Genomic DNA, 16,621 nt, shown 5'->3' with positions numbered 1-16,621 from the left:
CACGGGAGGAGCGGGGAGGCGGGCGTCGACCACGAAGTCGTCGCCGTCGGGACCGGCGAGGAGCGTCCCTCCCGCGAGGACCGCGCGCTCGCGCATGCCGATCAGGCCGTGCCCCTCCCCCGGGGTGTCGAGCGCATCCTCGCACCGGGCGTTGCGCACGGTGAGCACGACGTCGCCGCCCTCGCGGCGGAGCGCGATGTCGAGGGGCGCGCCGGGTCGGCCGTGGCGGAGGGCGTTGGTCGTCGCCTCCTGGGTGATCCGGTAGAGCGCAAGTCCGGCGGCCCGCGGGACGGACTCGAGGTCGAGACCCAGTTCGGAGCGGACGGGGGCGCCCGTTCCGCTGACGCTCTCGAGCAGTGCGGGCAGATCGCGCGCCTCGGGCTGCGGTCCGTCGGTCTGGCTGTGGCGCAGCTGCGCGAGGAGCTGGCGGACGTCGCCGAGGGCGTCCCTCGCCACTCCCGAGATCGTCAGGAGGGCGGCGTCGGTCTGCTCCGGACTGGCGGAGCCGAGGTAGCGGGCGCCGTCGGCCTGCGCGATCACGACCGCGAGCGAGTGGGCGACGACGTCGTGCATGTCGCGGGCGATGCGGTTGCGCTCCTCGACGGTGTCGAGCTCGCGCTGGGCGCGTGCGCGCTCGCGCTCGGCCTCGTCGCGCTCGGACTGGCCCACCCGGGCGCGCCGGGCGGCGCGGGAGAGCAGTCCGATGGTCCAGGAGAGTCCGAGCGTGGCGAGGATGCCGCCGAGCGACGCCCCGACGGTGATGAGGCTGCTCGGCGAGTCCTGGGCGAGGCCGAACGCGATGGAGAGGTAGGCCACGGCGACGACCGAGCCGACGACCGCCGAGACCGCGCCCGCCGTGCGCACCCGCCTCGAGGCGGCGGCGCCCGCCCCGAAGAGCACGACGAGGATCGCCAGGTCGGACGGAGCGGGCTCCAGCCGGACGCCCATCCGCAGGGCGGCGCCGACCCACGCGACGCCGAGCGCGAGTCCGGGCGAGCGGCGGTGCAGCACCAGAGCGACGGCCAGCACTCCGGCGACGAAGGGGTGCAGCGAGTCCTCGCCCACGGAGTACGGCACGACCGAGATCACGAGCAGCACGAGCGCCTGAGCTCCGGCGGATCCGGCCGCGAACGCGTCCTGGGGTCCGGCCAGGCGCTCGAGGAGGCGCTCGATCCGATCCTCCGGACCGACCGGGTTCCGCAGACCCCGGAGGAAGGACAGCACCGCGATCGCCGCCAGGACTGCGGCGACGAGGACCGCGACCGCGACCAGGACGAGGAAGCGGATGTTCTGCGGCGGCTCCGGCGAGTCGAGCGAGGGGCGGAGGGACGCCGACGCGACGATGCCGCCGATCCCGCAGAGCAGGAGGGCGCCGACCAGCGCGAGCGATCTGGTCCACGGCCCGAGACGGCGCGCCGTCGACCAGAGCACGACCGCTCCGACGACGACGCCGTCCAGCGGCAGGCCGCCGACCGGCACCGCTCCGCCGAGGACGATCCCCGCGGCGGCGAGGGTGGGGGCGAGTGCCGGGAGCAGGCCCGCCAGCGCGAGCGCGAGCGCGAGGAGCAGGCCTGCGGAGGGGGACGCGCTCGACACGCCGCTCGACAGCGCCAGCAGGTGCGCGACGGCGAGCAGGGCCCCGGCGATCGGGAGCGTCGCCGGTCGGTCCAGGAGCACGCGCATGCCTCTCACGCTAGACGTCGAGCGCCGCGGAGTCGTCGTCCCGGCGGCTGATCGGCGTGCGCCGAGCGGATCAGAAGCCCAGGCGCCCCAGCAGCTTGGGGTCGCGCTGCCACTCCTTCGCGACCTTCACCCGGATCGAGAGGAACACCCGGCGCCCCAGCAGGCGCTCGATCTGCTCGCGCGAGACCGCGCCGACCTCGCGCAGACGCTGCCCGCCCTTGCCGATGATGATGCCCTTCTGGCTGTCGCGCTCGACGAAGACGTTCGCGTAGATGTCGATGAAGGAGCCGTCCTCGCGCTCGACCATGTCGTCGAGGGTCACGGCGAGCGAGTGCGGCAGCTCGTCCGAGACGCCCTCGAGGGCCGCCTCTCGGATGAACTCGGCGATGCGGGAGCCGAGGTCCTCGTCGGTCACGGCCTCCTCCGGGTAGAGGGCGGGCGACACCGGCATCAGACGGAGCAGCTCCACGGCGAGCACGTCGAGCTGCTCGTCCGTGACGGCCGAGATCGGCACGATCGTGTCCCACTCGCGGAGCTCGGAGACGGCGAGCAGCTGCTTGGCGACCGACTTCTTCGAGGAGAGGTCGACCTTCGACACGATCGCGACCTTGCGGGCGCGCGGGAACGCGTCGAGCTGCTCGTTGATGAAGCGGTCGCCGGGGCCGATCGGCTCGTCGGCGGGGAAGAGCATGCCGATGACGTCGACATCGCCCAGCGTCGAGGTGACGAGCGAGTTCAGGCGCTCCCCGAGGAGCGTGCGCGGGCGGTGGATGCCCGGGGTGTCGACGACGATGAGCTGGCCGTCGGGCCGGTGCACGATGCCGCGGATGGCGCGGCGCGTGGTCTGCGGCTTGGAGCTCGTGATGGCGATCTTCTCGCCGACCAGGGCGTTCGTCAGGGTCGACTTGCCGACGTTGGGGCGGCCGACGAACGACACGAATCCCGCTCGGAAGGGCGTTGTGGGCGGGCTGGAGTCGGTCATCGTGCGTCCTCGTTCTGTCTGTCGTCGGCGGGGGCGCCCGCTGATCGGCCGTCGGCCGCTCGGCTCCGCGTCTCGCGGTCCTTCGCGGCCCGGGCGTTCGCCGCTCGGGTCTGCGATGCTCGCGGCTCCGCCGTCCGGGTCGGAGCGGCGCGCGGGTCCCGTGCGCGGGATCGGGCGTCCCGGCTCCGAGTATCCCCGGTCGGGGCCCCATCGGCGTCGGCCTCGCCGTCGTCGGCCGCGATCGGCGCGGGACCGTCGCCGGTCTCGCCGCTCGGGTCGTAGTCGGGATCGCGGCGGACCAGCACGGTCGAGATGGTGCCGCGGCGAGCGTCCGCCTGCTCCGCCTCGAGGATCACGCCGTCGATCCGGGCGCTGTCGCCGCGATCGGGCAGGCGGCCGTAGGCCTTGGTGAGCAGGCCGCCGACCGAGTCGACGTCGTCGTCCTCGAGGTCGATCTCGAACAGCTCGCCGAGCTCGTCGACCGGGAGCCGCGCCGAGACGCGGTAGACGCCGGGCTCGATCTCCTCGAAGAGGTCGACCTCGCGGTCGTACTCGTCCGAGATGTCGCCGACCAGCTCCTCGATGAGGTCCTCGAGGGTGACGAGGCCGGCGATGCCGCCGTACTCGTCGACGACCATGGCGAGATGGTTCGACTCCAGCTGCATCTGGCGCAGCAGCTCGTCCGCCATCTTCGACTCCGGCACGAAGAGCGCCGGCCGGGCGAGGTCGGCGACGACGTCGTCGTCGTCGGGCCGCTCGTAGGTGTGGCGGGCGACGTCGCGGAGGTAGAGCACGCCGAGGACGTCGTCCACGCCCTCGCCGATGACGGGGAGCCGCGAGATGCCGCGGCTGAGCAGCAGGCCCATGCCCGCTCCGATCGACGCCGTCGCCTCGATGGTCACCATGTCGGTGCGCGGCACCATGACCTCGCGCACGAGCGTGTCGTTGAACTCGAAGATCGAGTGGATGAGCTCGCGGTCGTCCTGCTCGAGGACGTCCTGCTCGGTCGCCTCGTCCACCATGCTCAGCAGCTGCTCCTCGGAGGAGAAGCCGGCGGAGCGGCCGGTGCCGGGAGTCACCCGGTTGCCCAGCGCGACCAGGCCGTGCGCCACGGGGCCCAGGGCCACGCGCAGCACGTGGATCAGGGAGGCGCTCGTGCCCAGCACGGCGCGCGCGTGCGCCCGGCCGACGCTGCGGGGGCTCGAGCCGACGAGCACGAAGGAGACGGCGGCCATGATCAGGATCGCCAGGAGCAGCGCGAGCCAGAGCTGGTCGACGACGACCACGAGGACCGTCGTGACGAAGACCGCGGCGGTCGTCTCGGCGGCGATCCGCGAGAAGTTGACGACGTTGACGTGCGCGCTCATGTCGCCGGCGATCGCGCGCAGGGCGCGGGCGCTCCGCGAGTGGTTCGCCATCTCGAGCACGTCGCTGCGCGAGAGCACGCCGAGCGCCGCGTCGGTCGCGGCGAACCATCCGCCGACCGCGACGAGGACGAGGGCGGCGATGAGGAGCTGGAGGGTGAGCACGGCGAGGCCTAGCGGCGGCGCTCGCTGATGTGGAAGCCGACGAGGATGTCGCGCTGGATGCCGAACATCTCGCGCTCCTCGTCGGGCTCCGCGTGGTCGAAGCCGAGGAGGTGCAGCAGCCCGTGGGCCGTCAGCAGCAGGAGCTCGTCGAGCACCGAGTGCCCGGCGGCCTCCGCCTGCGTCTGGGCGACCTGCGGGCAGAGCACGATGTCGCCGAGCAGACCGGCCGGGGTCTGCTCGTCCTCGGTGCCGGGGCGCAGCTCGTCCATCGGGAAGCTGAGCACGTCGGTCGGGCCCGGCTCGTCCATCCACTGCACGTGGAGCTGCTCCATCGCGCCCTCGTCGACGAGCACGATCGCGAGCTCGGCGTCGGGGTGCACGTGCATCGTGTCGAGCGCGTAACCGGCGAGGCGAAGCAGCGCCGCCTCGTCGACGGGGACGCTCGACTCGTTGTTGATCTCGATGCTCACGGGGGCGGTGTTCCTCTTCGTCGGGATGATCGGGTCGGCGGGACGGCGGGTCAGCCGCGCGGGCGCTTGGGCTGCGGGTCGCCGGAGGCGCGCGGGGAGCCGGCGCGGCGCTCGGCGCGGTTCGCGAACTCGCGCGCCTGCTCGCGCTCGTAGTGCTGCGCCTGCTTCTGCTGGTCGTACTCGGTGTAGGCGTCCACGATCCGGCCCACGAGGCTGTGGCGCACCACGTCCTCGCTGGTCAGCCTCGAGAAGTGGATGTCGTCGATGCCGTCGAGCACCCGGGTGACGAGCCGGAGGCCGCTGGCCCCGGTCGGGAGGTCGACCTGCGTGATGTCGCCGGTGATGACCATCTTGGAGCCGAAGCCGAGCCGGGTGAGGAACATCTTCATCTGCTCCGGCGTGGTGTTCTGCGCCTCGTCGAGCACGACGAACGAGTTGTTGAGGGTGCGCCCGCGCATGTACGCGAGCGGGGCCACCTCGATGGTGCCCGCGGCGAGGAGCTTGGGGACGATCTCCGGATCCATCATCTCGTTGAGCGCGTCGTAGAGCGGACGGAGGTAGGGGTCGATCTTGTCGGTGAGGGAGCCCGGCAGGTACCCCAGCCGCTCTCCCGCCTCGACGGCCGGGCGGGTCAGGATGATCCGCTCGACCTCCTTGCGCTGCAGCGCCTGCACGGCCTTCGCCATCGCGAGGTACGTCTTGCCGGTGCCGGCCGGGCCGATGCCGAACACGATCGTGCTGTGATCGACGGCGTCGACGTACTCGCGCTGACCGAGGGTCTTGGGGCGGATGCTCTTGCCGCGCGCCGTCAGGATCGCCTGCCCGAACGCCTCGGCCGGGCTGACGGATCCGCCGTTCTGCAGGATGCGAGCTGACTCGCGCACCCCGTCGGGGTCGAGGTCGTGGCCGCCTGCGGTCATGGTCACCAGTTCTTCCACCAGGCGGGCCGCCGCGGAGACGGGAGAGGGCTCGCCCTCGAGCGTCACCTCGTTGCCGCGCACGTGCACCTGGACATCGGGGAATCGAGTCTCGACCGCCTTGATCAGGCGGTCCTGGGGTCCGAGGAGACGCACCATGGCGACTCCGTCGACGGCGATGACGCGACGCGTCGTGCCGGTGGTCGTGCCGGTCGTGGTCGACTCGGCGGGGGTCGGTGCTTCGGGGCTGTCGCCCGCGTGGTCAACCGGTGGCAAGGGAGCCTTCCGTCAGGTGTCCGCCCATCACGTGGGCGTGGACGTGGAACACGGTCTGCCCGGCCGCCTCGCCCGAGTTGAAGACGAGGCGGAACTGCCCACCGCAGTGGGCGTCGGCCAGGGTCTGCGCGACCTGGACGATCTCGGCGAGCAGGGCCGGGTCGGCGGCGCCGAGCTCGGCGACGGTCGCGTACTCCTGCGTCTTGGGGAAGACCAGCAGGTGGACCGGCGCTTTCGGCGCGATGTCGGTGATGGCGAGAACCCGCTCGTTCTCGAACACCACGTCGGCGGGGATCTCGCCCCGGACGATGCGCGTGAAGACGGTGGGTTCGCTCATGCGTCCATCTTAAACGCCGGGGAGCCGGCGAGGGGGCGCCGTTCGCCCAGGGCGCGCGTCGCGGCTACCAGCGACCCAGGCGCGCCGAGAGCACGGCGATGGCCGCGGGACCCGCGGTCGAGGTGCGCAGCACGGTGTCGCCGAGCGCGACGGCCTCGGCGCCGGCCGCCGCGAGCAGCGCCAGCTCCTCCGGAGCGACACCGCCCTCGGGGCCGACCACCAGGACGATGTCGCGGCCGTCGGGCTCGAGGGCGGACAGGCGCACCCCGGCGGACGGCTCGAGCACGAGGACGCGCTCGGTCGCCGCGCGGTCGGCGAGGAGTCGCGTCGAGGCCACGGCCGAGACCTCGGGCACCCGGGCGCGGAGCGACTGCTTGCTCGCCTCGCGCACGATGCTGCGCCAGCGCTCGCGGCCCTTCTCCTCCTTGGGGCCGCTCCAGCGCGAGATCGAGCGGGCGGCCTGCCACGGGACGACCTCGTCGATCCCGAGCTCGGTCGCCGCCTGCACCGCCAGCTCGTCGCGGTCGCCCTTCGCCAGCGCCTGAGCGAGCACGAGGCGCGGAGTCGGGGCGGCCGACTCCTCCACGGACTCGACGACCAGGGCGACGCGGGAGGGCTCGGAGCTCTCGACGACGGCCGTCGCCACGAGCCCCCGGCCGTCGCCCACCCGGATCGTCTCGCCCGCGCGGATCCGGCTCACCGTCGCCGCGTGGCGCGCCTCGGCACCGGTCAGGGCGAGGCGCCCGCCTGCGACGAAGTCGCCGGAGTCGAGGGACTCGTCGATGTAGTGGTGCGCCACCGCCGTGGGCCGATCAGCCGAGGAAGCGGTCGCGGAGCTTCGAGAAGAGGCCCTGCTGGAAATGGGTGAGCGCGGGCTTCTGCGGCTTGTAGTGCTTCGCGAACTCCTGCACCAGCTCGCGCTCGCGGTGGCCGAGCTTGGTCGGGGTGACGACCTGGATGCCCACGCGCAGGTCGCCGCGGCCGTTGCCGCGCAGCTTGGTCACTCCGCGGCCCTTGATCGTGACGATCTCGGTGCTCTGGGTGCCCGGCTTGACCTCGATCTCGATGTCGCCGTCGAGGGCGGCGAGCGTCGTCGTGGACCCGAGGATCGCGTCCGTCATCTGCACCTCGAGGGTGCAGAGCAGGTCGTCGCCGTTGCGGCTGAAGACGTCGTGGTGCTTGACCTTGATCTCGAGGTAGAGGTCGCCGTTGGGGCCGCCTGCGGGGCCGACCTCGCCGCTGCCCGGCATCTGGAGGCGGAGCCCGGTGTCGACGCCCGCGGGGACGTCGACGGGGATCGTGCGGCGCGCGCGGACGCGGCCCTGGCCCTGGCAGGTCGAGCACGGGGTGGCGATGACGGTGCCGTAGCCGCGGCAGGTGCCGCAGGGGCTCGCCGTCATCACGTTGCCCAGGAGCGAGCGGACGGTGCGCTGGATCTGGCCGGAGCCGTGGCAGATGTCGCAGGTGATCGGCGACGTGCCGGGCTGGCAGCACGAGCCCTGGCAGGTCTCGCAGAGCACAGCCGTGTCGACCTCGAGATCGCGGTGGGTGCCGAAGATGACCTCGTCGAGCGAGACCTCGACGCGCAGCAGCGCGTCCTGTCCGCGCTCGCGGCGGGAGCGCGGCCCGCGGGAGGAGCCCTGGGCGCCCTGGCCGAAGAACGTCTCGAAGATGTCGCCGAATCCGCCGAACCCCTGGCCGCCGCCGGGGAAGCCCTCCTGGGGACCGCGGTCGTACTGCTGGCGCTGCTGGGCGTCGCTCAGGACGTCGTAGGCGTGCGTGACGAGCTTGAACCGCTCGGAGGCGTCGGCGCTCGGGTTGACGTCGGGGTGCAGCTCGCGGGCGAGTCGGCGGTACGCCTTCTTGATCTCGTCGGCGGAGGCGTCGCGGGCGACGCCCAGCACTTCGTAGTGATCGGCCACAGGTGGCTTCGTCCTTCGTTCGTGGGTCGGTGCACCGGGTACGGCGGACCGGGTGGGAGCCGGGGCGACCGGCGAGTCGGGGAAGTGGAGGGTCAGTCCTCGCCGAGGAGGCGGGAGAGGTAGCGGGCGACGGCGCGCACCGCGGCGATGTTGCCGGAGTAGTCCATCCTGATCGGTCCGAGGACGCCCAGTCGCGAGACCTGACCGCCGGCCGTGTTGTAGCCGCTCGTCAGCACCGAGGTCTCCTGCAGGCCGAAGGGCGCGTTCTCGCGGCCGATCCGCACCGAGATGCCGCGGGGGTCCGGCACCATCTCGGCGAACAGCCTCAGCAGCTCCACCTGCTCCTCGATCGCCTCGAGCACCGGGTAGATGCTGCCGGAGAAGTCCTCCTCGGTGCGGACGAGATTGGCGGCGCCGGCCATGACGAGGCGGTCCTGCCGATTCGCGCCGACCTGCTCGAGGAGCGTCTGGAGGATCGGCGCGAGCACGTCGCGGCGCTCCGGAGTGAACCGCTCGGCGGCCGCCTGGAGCGTCTGGGCCGCGGCCTGGAGACCGAGGCCGATCACGGCCGTGTTGAGCTTGGCGCGGATCTCGCCGAGGAACTCGGCGTCGACGTCGGTCGGGGTCTCGAGGACGCGCTGATCGACCCGGCCGGTGTCGGTGATGAGCACGGAGAGCAGGCGGCGCGGTGCGAGGGCGACGAGCTCCACGTGGCGGATGCGCGCGGCTCCGAACGACGGGTACTGCACGAGCGCGACGCTGTTGGTGAGCTGCGAGAGCAGCCGCACGGTCTTCACCAGCACCTCGTCGAGGTCGGGGCTCTGACCGAGGAAGGTCTCGATGGCCTGGCGCTGCGCGGCGGTGAGCGGGCGCAGGTCGGTGAGCTGATCGACGAAGAGGCGGTAGCCCTTGTCGGTGGGCACGCGCCCCGAGGAGGTGTGCGGAGCCGCGATCAGCTCCTCCTCCTCCAGCTGCGCCATCTCGTTGCGGATGGTGGCGGCCGAGACGCCGAAGGAGTGCCGCTCGACGATCGACTTCGAGCCCACGGGCTCGCGGTGGGCCACGTAGTCCTGCACGATCACGCGCAGGACCTGGAGACCGCGCTCCGTCACCATACGACCGACCTCCCGCCGGGCTCCGGGTGCCTCTCGGCACGAACCACCGCGGCGCCGACGCGCCGCACGGAGCTTGGCACTCCGCAACTTCGAGTGCCAATCATACCCGCGAGCGGGGGGCCGGACGGGGGATCGCGCGGGATCGGCGTGGTGAGGACAGGACTCCTCCGCACGCGCGGGTGCCGGCGGCGCCGCGTGGCCCGCGCAGTGCGCCACGCGACGTGCCACGATGGGGCCCGAGCGCACGGGGGTCGCCCGTCGCGATGACGCCCCGAACAGGAGACCTCATGTCGACCACGCCTCCCCCTCCCCCGCCCCCCGCGTACGGCACTCCGGCGCCGCCGCTGAACCCGGCCGACGAGAAGACCTGGGCGATCGTGACCCACGTCCTGGGCATCTTCTTCAGCTTCCTGCCGTCGCTGATCGTGTACCTGGTCTTCAAGGGCCGCGGACCGTTCCTCGAGGCGCACTCGAAGACCGCGCTGAACTTCCACCTGACGACGCTGATCGCCTACGTGGCGGGCACGATCCTGTCGTTCGTGCTGGTCGGCTTCATCGTGTTCCTCGTGGTGCCGATCCTCGTGATCGTCTTCGCGATCATCGCGTCGGTGCGCGCCAGCGCCGGCGAGTACTACACGTACCCGCTGAGCATCCCGTTCTTCAAGTAGGGCGACTGCTGCTGGTCGCGCAGCCCGGCCCCTGCTGCTCGAGCAGCCGCGCAGGCGACCCCTGCCGATCGAATAGCCGCACAGACGGCCCCCTGCTGGTCAAGTAGCCGCCTGCTGGTCAAGTAGCCGCCGCAGGCGGCGTATCGAGACCCGCGTCCTCCGAGGGCGACGGGTCTCGATACGCCCGCTCCGCGGGCTGCTCGACCAGCAGGAGGGGGGAGTCACCCGTCGGTCAGCCGCCGCACCACCGCGTCGGCCAGCAGCCGGCCGCGCAGCGTCAGCACCACTCGGCCCCGCAGGGCCGCCCGGCCGTCGATCAGCCCGTCGGCGATGAGTCCGGCGACCTCGCGCCGGCGCTCCGGGTCGATCGCGTCGACGGGCAGGCCGTCCGAGAGGCGCGAGCGCAGCAGCACGTCCTCGACGCTCCTCGTCGCGGTGTCGAGGGTCTCGCGGCCGGCGGCCGGGCTCGATCCCGCCCGCAGCCGGTCGGCGTAGGCCGCCGGGTGCTTCACGTTCCACCAGCGCACGCCGCCCACGTGGCTGTGCGCGCCGGGTCCGACGCCCCACCAGTCGTGGCCCAGCCAGTACGACAGGTTGTGCCGCGAGCGGTGGGCGTCGTCGATCGCCCAGTTGCTGACCTCGTACCAGGAGTAGCCGGCGGCCGCGAGTCGCGCATCCGCCAGCTCGTACATGTCGGCCGTGAGGTCGTCGTCGGGCGTCGCGACCTCGCCGCGGCGGATCTGCCGGGCGAGCTTCGTGCCGTCCTCGACGATCAGCGCGTACGCCGAGAGGTGGTCGGGCCGGTTCGCGAGAGCGGAGTCGAGCGACCGCTCCCAGTCGGCGAGCGACTCCCCCGGAGTGCCGTAGATGAGGTCGAGGCTGACCTGCAGGCCCGCCTCGCGCGCCCACTCGACCACCAGCGGGACGCGCTCGGGGTCGTGGGTGCGCTCGAGGGTCGCGAGCACGTGCGGCACGGCCGACTGCATCCCGAAGCTGACGCGGGTGAACCCGGCGTCGGCGAGGGCGCGCAGGTACGCGGCGTCGACGGAGTCGGGGTTCGCCTCGGTCGTGATCTCGGCGCCGTCGGCGATGCCGAAGCGCGTGCGCAGGCCGTCCAGCATGCGCACGAGGTCCTCGGCCGGGAGCAGCGTGGGCGTGCCTCCGCCGAAGAACACCGTGGCGGCGGGCCGCTCGGGCAGTCCGGCCCGGCGCAGCACCTCGGCGCCGAGGGTCATCTCGGCGACGGCCTGCTCGGCGTAGTCGGACTGCTTCGCGCCCCGCAGCTCTGTCGCCGTGTAGGTGTTGAAGTCGCAGTAGCCGCACCGCACCCGGCAGAACGGCACGTGCACGTACAGTCCGAGGTCGCGCTGCTCCACGCCGTCGGCGACGGAAGGGGGCAGGAGCCCGTCGAGCGGGGCCGGATCGGCCAGTGGGAGGGCGCTGCCCACGTCAGCTGACGCGCGCCGGCAGCAGCGCGCGCAGGTACTTCTTGACCTGCTTCTTCTGCACCGCGCGCAGCACCGGGGAGCCGAGGCGGTAGAGGCGGGTGGAGGGGCGCGAGAAGACGCGGATGACCAGCCAGACGGAGTCGTCGGCGCGCTTCTCGACGACGAACGACTCCTCGCCGCTCTCGGGGTGGCCCTCGAGCGTGCCGTAGGCGAAGCCGACCTGGTCGGGCTCGTCGACGACGTAGACCACGCGCACCGGGGCGTCGAAGGTGCGGCCGAGGAGGTCGACCTTGAGCACGGCGGTGACCCCGGCGGTGATGTAGGGGGTGCCGTCGGGACCGAACCGCTCCTCCGTGGGGCGGCTCGTGAGATCGATCGGTGTGCCGGCGGAGTCGAAGTTGACGCCCGTGTACTGCACGCCGCTGCCGCTCGTGATCTCCTCGACGCGGATGCCGCTGCCGCGCTGCACGCCCCACGTCATCAACGACGCCGTCGTGATCGCGAAGCGCTCGGCTCCCGAGCCCAGGCGCGCCTCGAAGCGCTCGGCGGTGAAGCCGTCCGGCGGGTACTCGAGGAGATCGGGCGCGAGAGTGCCGCCGACGGCCGCGTACGTGACCTGCGGCTGCCCCTCGAAGCTCGAGCGCCGGATGCTCACTTCTTGTCCTTGGTCTCGACGTCTCCGGAGAGCGCGGCGATGAACGCCTCCTGCGGCACTTCGACCCGGCCCACCATCTTCATGCGCTTCTTGCCCTCCTTCTGCTTCTCGAGCAGTTTGCGCTTGCGGGTGATGTCACCGCCATAGCACTTGGCCAGGACGTCCTTGCGCATCGCGCTGATGGACTCGCGGGCGATGATGCGGGCGCCGATCGCGGCCTGGATGGGGACCTCGAACTGCTGCCGCGGGATGAGCTTGCGCAGGCGCCCCGTCATCAGCACGCCGTAGGCGTAGGCCTTCTCGCGGTGCACGATCGCGCTGAACGCATCGACCTGCTCGCCCTGGAGCAGGATGTCGACCTTCACGAGGTCGGCCTCCTGGTCGCCGGCGGGCTCGTAGTCGAGTGAGGCGTAGCCGGCGGTCTTGGACTTGAGGTTGTCGAAGAAGTCGAAGACGATCTCGCCGAGGGGCATGTGGTAGCGGATCTCGACGCGGTCCTCGCCGAGGTACTCCATGCCGATCAGGGTGCCGCGGCGGCTCTGGCAGAGCTCCATGATCGTGCCGACGTAGTCCTTGGGCGCGAGGATCGCGGCCTTCACGATCGGTTCGGTGACCGACGCGATCTTGCCGCCCGGGAACTCGCTCGGGTTCGTCACGGTGACGGTCTTCTTGTCCTCCGTGGTCACCTCGTAGATGACGGAGGGGGCGGTGGTGATGAGGTCGAGGCCGAACTCGCGGTCCAGGCGCTCGGTCACGATCTCGAGGTGGAGGAGGCCCAGGAAGCCGCAGCGGAAGCCGAAGCCCAGCGCGACCGAGGTCTCGGGCTCGTAGACGAGCGCGGCGTCGGACAGCTTGAGCTTGTCGAGCGCCTCGCGGAGATCGGGGTAGTCGCTGCCGTCGATCGGGTAGAGGCCCGAGAAGACCATCGGCAGCGGCTCGGTGTAGCCCGGGAGCGCCTGCGTCGCGGGCTTGGAGGCCGTGGTGACGGTGTCGCCGACCTTCGACTGCCGGACGTCCTTCACTCCGGTGATCAGGTAGCCGACCTCGCCCACGGCGAGACCCTTGGTGGCGACCGGCTCGGGGCTCGAGACGCCGATCTCGAGGATCTCGTGGGTGGCCCTCGTGGACATCATCTGGATCTTCTCGCGCGGCGAGAGCTTGCCGTCGATCATGCGGACGTAGGTGACGACTCCGCGGTAGGCGTCGTAGACGGAATCGAAGATCATGGCCCGCGCGGGGGCGTCGGCGTCGCCGACGGGCGGCGGGATGAGCTGCGTGACGCGGTCGAGCAGGGCCTCGACGCCCATGCCCGTCTTGCCCGACACGCGGAGCACGTCGTCGGGGTCGCCGCCGATGAGGCTGGCGAGCTCCTTCGCGTACTTGTCGGGGTCGGCGGCGGGGAGGTCGATCTTGTTCAGGACCGGGATGATCGTGAGGTCGTTCTCGAGCGCCAGGTAGAGGTTCGCGAGGGTCTGCGCCTCGATGCCCTGTGCGGCGTCGACCAGGAGGATCGCGCCCTCGCACGCGGCGAGCGAGCGGCTGACCTCGTACGAGAAGTCGACGTGACCGGGGGTGTCGATCATGTTGAGGGCGAAGGTCCTGCCCTCGTGCTCCCACGGCATGCGCACGGCCTGCGACTTGATCGTGATGCCGCGCTCGCGCTCGATGTCCATGCGATCGAGGTACTGCGCGCGCATCGCGCGGTCCTCGACCACCCCCGTGATGCCGAGCATGCGATCGGCGAGGGTGGACTTGCCGTGATCGATGTGGGCGATGATGCAGAAGTTGCGGATGGACGCCGGATCGGTCGCGGCGGGCTCGAGCCCGAGGTGTGCACGTGGAGACATCGTGCCGCCATTGTTCCACGGCCGGGGTGCGGCGGCGGGCGGAGGGGCCGTTCGACCCCCGAGGCGGAGCGGAGCAGCGGCGCGGAGCGGGCCGATTCCGACTCCTGAGGGCTTACAGGTCGAGGCCGTAGGTGCGCGTCGGCTCGACTCCGGGCGGGTTCTCGCGCTCGGGGAGTCGACGGAAGCCCATGCTCTCGTAGAGGGCGTGCGCGGCGACCATGTCGGTTCCGCTGTTCATGACGACGCGGTCGAGACCCCGCTCGACCGCGAGCATCACGACGAACTCGGTGAGCAGGCGGCCCAGGCCCCGGCCGCGCGCCTCGGGAGCGACGGCGAGCAGCCGCCAGTCGAGCTCGCCCGGGCGGCCGAGGGAGTAGAGGTTCGTGCTCGGAGCGGCGGTGGTCACCGTCGCGAGGATCCGGCCGTCGGCGTCCTCGGCCACCCACACCTCGCCCTCGCGGTCGTGCCGGGACACGTCCGCCACGTCGGCCGCGTACTCCTCCCCCAGCTCGTAGTCGTGCGCGTACGCGGCCAGGCGGAGTCGCGACACCTCGTCGTGCTCGTCCTCGCGCACGCGGCGGACGAGGATCCCGTCCGCGCTCACGGGCGCGCGGGGGCGGGCAGCGTGCGCAGGCCGTGCTCGATGTCGGCCGGGTCCGCCGCGAGGCAGATCCGGATCCAGCCCTCGCCCGTGCGCCCGAACGCGCTGCCCGGGGCGACGGCGACGAGCGTCTCGAGGAGGAACGCCTCGACCCAGGAGGCGACGTCGCCTCCGGTCGCGTGCGACAGATCGATCCACAGGTAGAAGGCGCCCTCGGGCTCGCGGTAGCGGATCCCCCGCTCGTCGAGGATCGAGGTCGCCAGACGCAGGTTCGCCAGGTAGTGCGCGGCGGCGTCGGCCACCGCCTCCTGCGGTCCGGTCAGCGCCGCGAGGGCCGCGCGCTGGTCGGGCGAGGCGACGCAGCTGATCGCCGCCTCCTGCACGGTGACCATGGTCGTGGTCATGCCGGGAGGAGTGACGAGGTAGCCGACCCGGACGCCGGTCATGGCGTAGGTCTTCGAGAACGAGAACACGCTGAAGACGCGGTCGTCGTCGTGACCGAGCTCCTGCGCGATGCTCGCGAGGCTCGTGTGCGGCCGGCCATAGGTGAAGTACTCGTAGACCTCGTCGCTGATGATCCAGAGGTCGTGCCGGCGGGCGAACTCGAGGAGGCGCTCGAGGACCGGGCGCGGGAAGACGATCCCGAGCGGGTTCGACGGGCTGTTGACGATGATCACCCGGGTGCGGTCGGTGACGATGCGCTCGAGCTCGTCGAGATCGGGGAGGAAGCCGTTCTCGGGTCGGAGCGTGTACGGCACCGGGACGGCCTCGATCATCCGGGCGTTCATGGTGAAGGTGGTGTACCCGGGATCGGGGACCAGCACCTCGTCGCCGGTGCGCAGCGTCAGGGTCATCGCCTGGTAGAGCGCCTGCGTGCCGCCGACGGTGAGCCAGACCTGCTCGACGTCGGCCCGGATGCCGTTGTCGCGGGCCAGCTTCTCGACGATCGCCCGACGGAGCTCCGGGATGCCGCCGTTGGGCCCGTAATTCGTGTCGTCCGCGGCCCACGCGGCTCTCGCGGCCTCGATGATGTGCGGCGCGGTCGGCACGTCGGGCTCGCCGACGCAGAGGAAGGTGACGCCCTCGAGACGGAGGGCGATCTCGAACAGGCGGCGGATGCCGGACGGCGGCACCGCGGGGAGGTGATCGGCGAGACGTGGCATCGCTGATCACCGTACCGCCCGAGGGGCCGACTCGTCGGCGGGGCGCGGTTGAAGCGGGACGACGGGTGCGCTAAAGTTCCTTGTTGGCTTGCGCTCCACCACCGGCACCCCCGGCGTACGTGGAGTGATCAGAAGCCGGCGACCTCCAGTCGCACCGGGACGGCCCGCGCCGCCCGGAAGGGGCACTCCGACGAGTAGCCGGCTGCACACACGCACATCCGAGAAGAAGGTAATCCACGTGGCAAACATCAAGTCGCAGATCAAGCGCAACCTCACGAACAAGAAGGCGAACGACCGCAACAAGGCCGTCAAGAGCCAGCTCAAGACCGCCGTCCGCTCGGTCCACACCGCCATCGCCGCCGGCGACGCCGCTCAGGCCGCGACCGCCCTCGCGTTCGCCGCCAAGAAGCTCGACAAGGCCGCCAGCAAGGGCGTCATCCACAAGAACCAGGCCGCGAACCGCAAGTCGGCCATCGCGAAGCAGGTCGCTGCGCTGTAATCCTGCGCTTCGCTGCAACGACGAAGGGTCCGGCCGATGGCCGGGCCCTTCGTCGTTGCCGCTTCGCGGTCGACGGACTCCTCGTTCCTCGTCGTCCGTCGCGCGGTCGGCTCGCGGAGAGGGTTGCGGTGGGAGGAGCGTCCTGCGTTCCGGGTACGACGATCCGCTGGCACGCGGATCGCAGGTGACCCTGCAGGGTGCGCGGCTCGTCGAGGAGGGCTCCCGCTGCGCGGGTCGAGTCCCGCTGCGGAACGCGGGTCGTGTGAGACGCGGGGTGGACCGGTGTCTGCTGGTCGAGCAGCCCCGCAGGGGCGTACCGAGGCCCGGCGACTCCCCGAGGTGGGGATCTCGATACGTCCGCTCCGCGGACTACTCGATCAGCAGAGTGGCGCGAGCGGGAGCGCCGCTCGCGGACGAAGCCGCGCGTCGCTGCACCTCCGCCTCCGTACCCGGTGGTCGAGTAGCCCCGCAGGGGCATACCGAGACCCCGAGACCCCGCGCCCCCCGCG

General features: G+C 71.8%; 16 protein-coding genes. 2 read left to right on the top strand and 14 right to left on the bottom strand.

Going from position 1 to position 16,621, the window contains the following annotated elements:
• The 9 genes from NB037_RS15230 to hrcA form a co-directional block, all read right to left on the bottom strand.
• Positions 1-1,683 (bottom strand): sensor histidine kinase (locus NB037_RS15230; protein WP_251947118.1); only part of this gene is annotated, 1,683 nt, incomplete at its 3' end.
• A 70-nt stretch (positions 1,684-1,753) separates the two neighbouring features.
• Positions 1,754-2,665: a GTPase Era gene (gene era, locus NB037_RS15225; protein WP_251947115.1), complete on the bottom strand. Its 912-nt coding sequence runs from the start codon at positions 2,663-2,665 to the stop codon at positions 1,754-1,756.
• A complete protein-coding gene (locus NB037_RS19955; protein ID WP_251947112.1) occupies positions 2,662-4,194 on the bottom strand; it encodes a hemolysin family protein in 1,533 nt (510 codons plus the stop codon). Before NB037_RS19955 ends, era begins: the two co-directional genes overlap by 4 nt.
• Positions 4,195-4,202: 8 nt before the next feature.
• Positions 4,203-4,664 carry an rRNA maturation RNase YbeY gene (ybeY, locus tag NB037_RS15215; protein ID WP_207402452.1) on the bottom strand — a complete coding sequence of 154 codons (462 nt, stop codon included), beginning with the start codon at positions 4,662-4,664 and terminating at the stop codon, positions 4,203-4,205.
• A gap of 50 nt (positions 4,665-4,714) precedes the next feature.
• Positions 4,715-5,740, bottom strand: a complete 1,026-nt coding sequence (locus NB037_RS15210; RefSeq protein ID WP_251947120.1) for a PhoH family protein — start codon at positions 5,738-5,740, stop codon at positions 4,715-4,717.
• A gap of 103 nt (positions 5,741-5,843) precedes the next feature.
• Entirely contained in the window at positions 5,844-6,194 is a 351-nt protein-coding gene (locus NB037_RS15205) for an HIT domain-containing protein (protein ID WP_207402453.1), read from the bottom strand.
• Positions 6,195-6,258: 64 nt separating this feature from the next.
• Entirely contained in the window at positions 6,259-6,993 is a 735-nt protein-coding gene (locus NB037_RS15200) for a 16S rRNA (uracil(1498)-N(3))-methyltransferase (RefSeq protein ID WP_251947109.1), read from the bottom strand.
• Between the two features lie 13 nt (positions 6,994-7,006).
• Positions 7,007-8,116 (bottom strand): molecular chaperone DnaJ, encoded by a 1,110-nt coding sequence (gene dnaJ, locus NB037_RS15195; protein WP_251947106.1) that lies wholly within the window; start codon positions 8,114-8,116, stop codon positions 7,007-7,009.
• A 92-nt stretch (positions 8,117-8,208) separates the two neighbouring features.
• A complete protein-coding gene (gene hrcA / locus NB037_RS15190; protein ID WP_251947104.1) occupies positions 8,209-9,231 on the bottom strand; it encodes a heat-inducible transcriptional repressor HrcA in 1,023 nt (340 codons plus the stop codon).
• Positions 9,232-9,518: 287 nt separating this feature from the next.
• On the opposite strand from hrcA, the gene NB037_RS15185 reads away from it, so the two are divergent.
• The gene (locus NB037_RS15185; protein WP_251947102.1) at positions 9,519-9,899 is read left to right on the top strand and encodes a DUF4870 domain-containing protein; all 381 of its coding nucleotides are present in this window, start codon (positions 9,519-9,521) and stop codon (positions 9,897-9,899) included.
• 221 nt (positions 9,900-10,120) lie between these two features.
• Here NB037_RS15185 and hemW read toward each other — a convergent pair whose 3' ends face one another.
• From hemW to NB037_RS15160, 5 genes are all read right to left on the bottom strand, one after another.
• On the bottom strand, positions 10,121-11,347 hold the full coding sequence (gene hemW / locus NB037_RS15180) for a radical SAM family heme chaperone HemW (protein WP_251947100.1): 1,227 nt from the start codon (positions 11,345-11,347) through the stop codon (positions 10,121-10,123).
• Between the two features lies 1 nt (position 11,348).
• Positions 11,349-12,002 (bottom strand): DUF1990 domain-containing protein, encoded by a 654-nt coding sequence (locus NB037_RS15175; protein WP_251947099.1) that lies wholly within the window; start codon positions 12,000-12,002, stop codon positions 11,349-11,351.
• A complete protein-coding gene (gene lepA / locus NB037_RS15170; protein ID WP_251947081.1) occupies positions 11,999-13,849 on the bottom strand; it encodes a translation elongation factor 4 in 1,851 nt (616 codons plus the stop codon). Before lepA ends, NB037_RS15175 begins: the two co-directional genes overlap by 4 nt.
• A gap of 112 nt (positions 13,850-13,961) precedes the next feature.
• Complete coding sequence (locus NB037_RS15165) at positions 13,962-14,453, bottom strand: GNAT family N-acetyltransferase (protein ID WP_251947079.1); 492 nt, start codon at positions 14,451-14,453, stop codon at positions 13,962-13,964.
• Positions 14,450-15,613 carry a pyridoxal phosphate-dependent aminotransferase gene (locus NB037_RS15160; protein ID WP_251947077.1) on the bottom strand — a complete coding sequence of 388 codons (1,164 nt, stop codon included), beginning with the start codon at positions 15,611-15,613 and terminating at the stop codon, positions 14,450-14,452. Before NB037_RS15160 ends, NB037_RS15165 begins: the two co-directional genes overlap by 4 nt.
• 238 nt (positions 15,614-15,851) lie before the next feature.
• Between NB037_RS15160 and rpsT the strand changes: the two genes are divergently transcribed.
• The gene (rpsT, locus tag NB037_RS15155; protein ID WP_207402462.1) at positions 15,852-16,112 is read left to right on the top strand and encodes a 30S ribosomal protein S20; all 261 of its coding nucleotides are present in this window, start codon (positions 15,852-15,854) and stop codon (positions 16,110-16,112) included.
• Positions 16,113-16,621: the final 509 nt, after the last annotated feature.

It is taken from the genome of Rathayibacter rubneri, assembly GCF_023743255.1.
Taxonomy (GTDB): domain Bacteria; phylum Actinomycetota; class Actinomycetes; order Actinomycetales; family Microbacteriaceae; genus Rathayibacter; species Rathayibacter rubneri.
This window is presented reverse-complemented; position numbering and strand designations above follow the sequence as displayed.

Coding starts and splice junctions, on each gene's coding strand:
- hrcA (WP_251947104.1), bottom strand. CDS start 9,231: ATGGTGACGGAGCGCGGTCTCCAGGTCCTGCGCGTGATCGTGCAGGAC.
- NB037_RS15205 (WP_207402453.1), bottom strand. CDS start 6,194: ATGAGCGAACCCACCGTCTTCACGCGCATCGTCCGGGGCGAGATCCCC.
- NB037_RS15185 (WP_251947102.1), top strand. CDS start 9,519: ATGTCGACCACGCCTCCCCCTCCCCCGCCCCCCGCGTACGGCACTCCG.
- NB037_RS15210 (WP_251947120.1), bottom strand. CDS start 5,740: ATGGTGCGTCTCCTCGGACCCCAGGACCGCCTGATCAAGGCGGTCGAG.
- era (WP_251947115.1), bottom strand. CDS start 2,665: ATGACCGACTCCAGCCCGCCCACAACGCCCTTCCGAGCGGGATTCGTG.
- lepA (WP_251947081.1), bottom strand. CDS start 13,849: ATGTCTCCACGTGCACACCTCGGGCTCGAGCCCGCCGCGACCGATCCG.
- NB037_RS15160 (WP_251947077.1), bottom strand. CDS start 15,613: ATGCCACGTCTCGCCGATCACCTCCCCGCGGTGCCGCCGTCCGGCATC.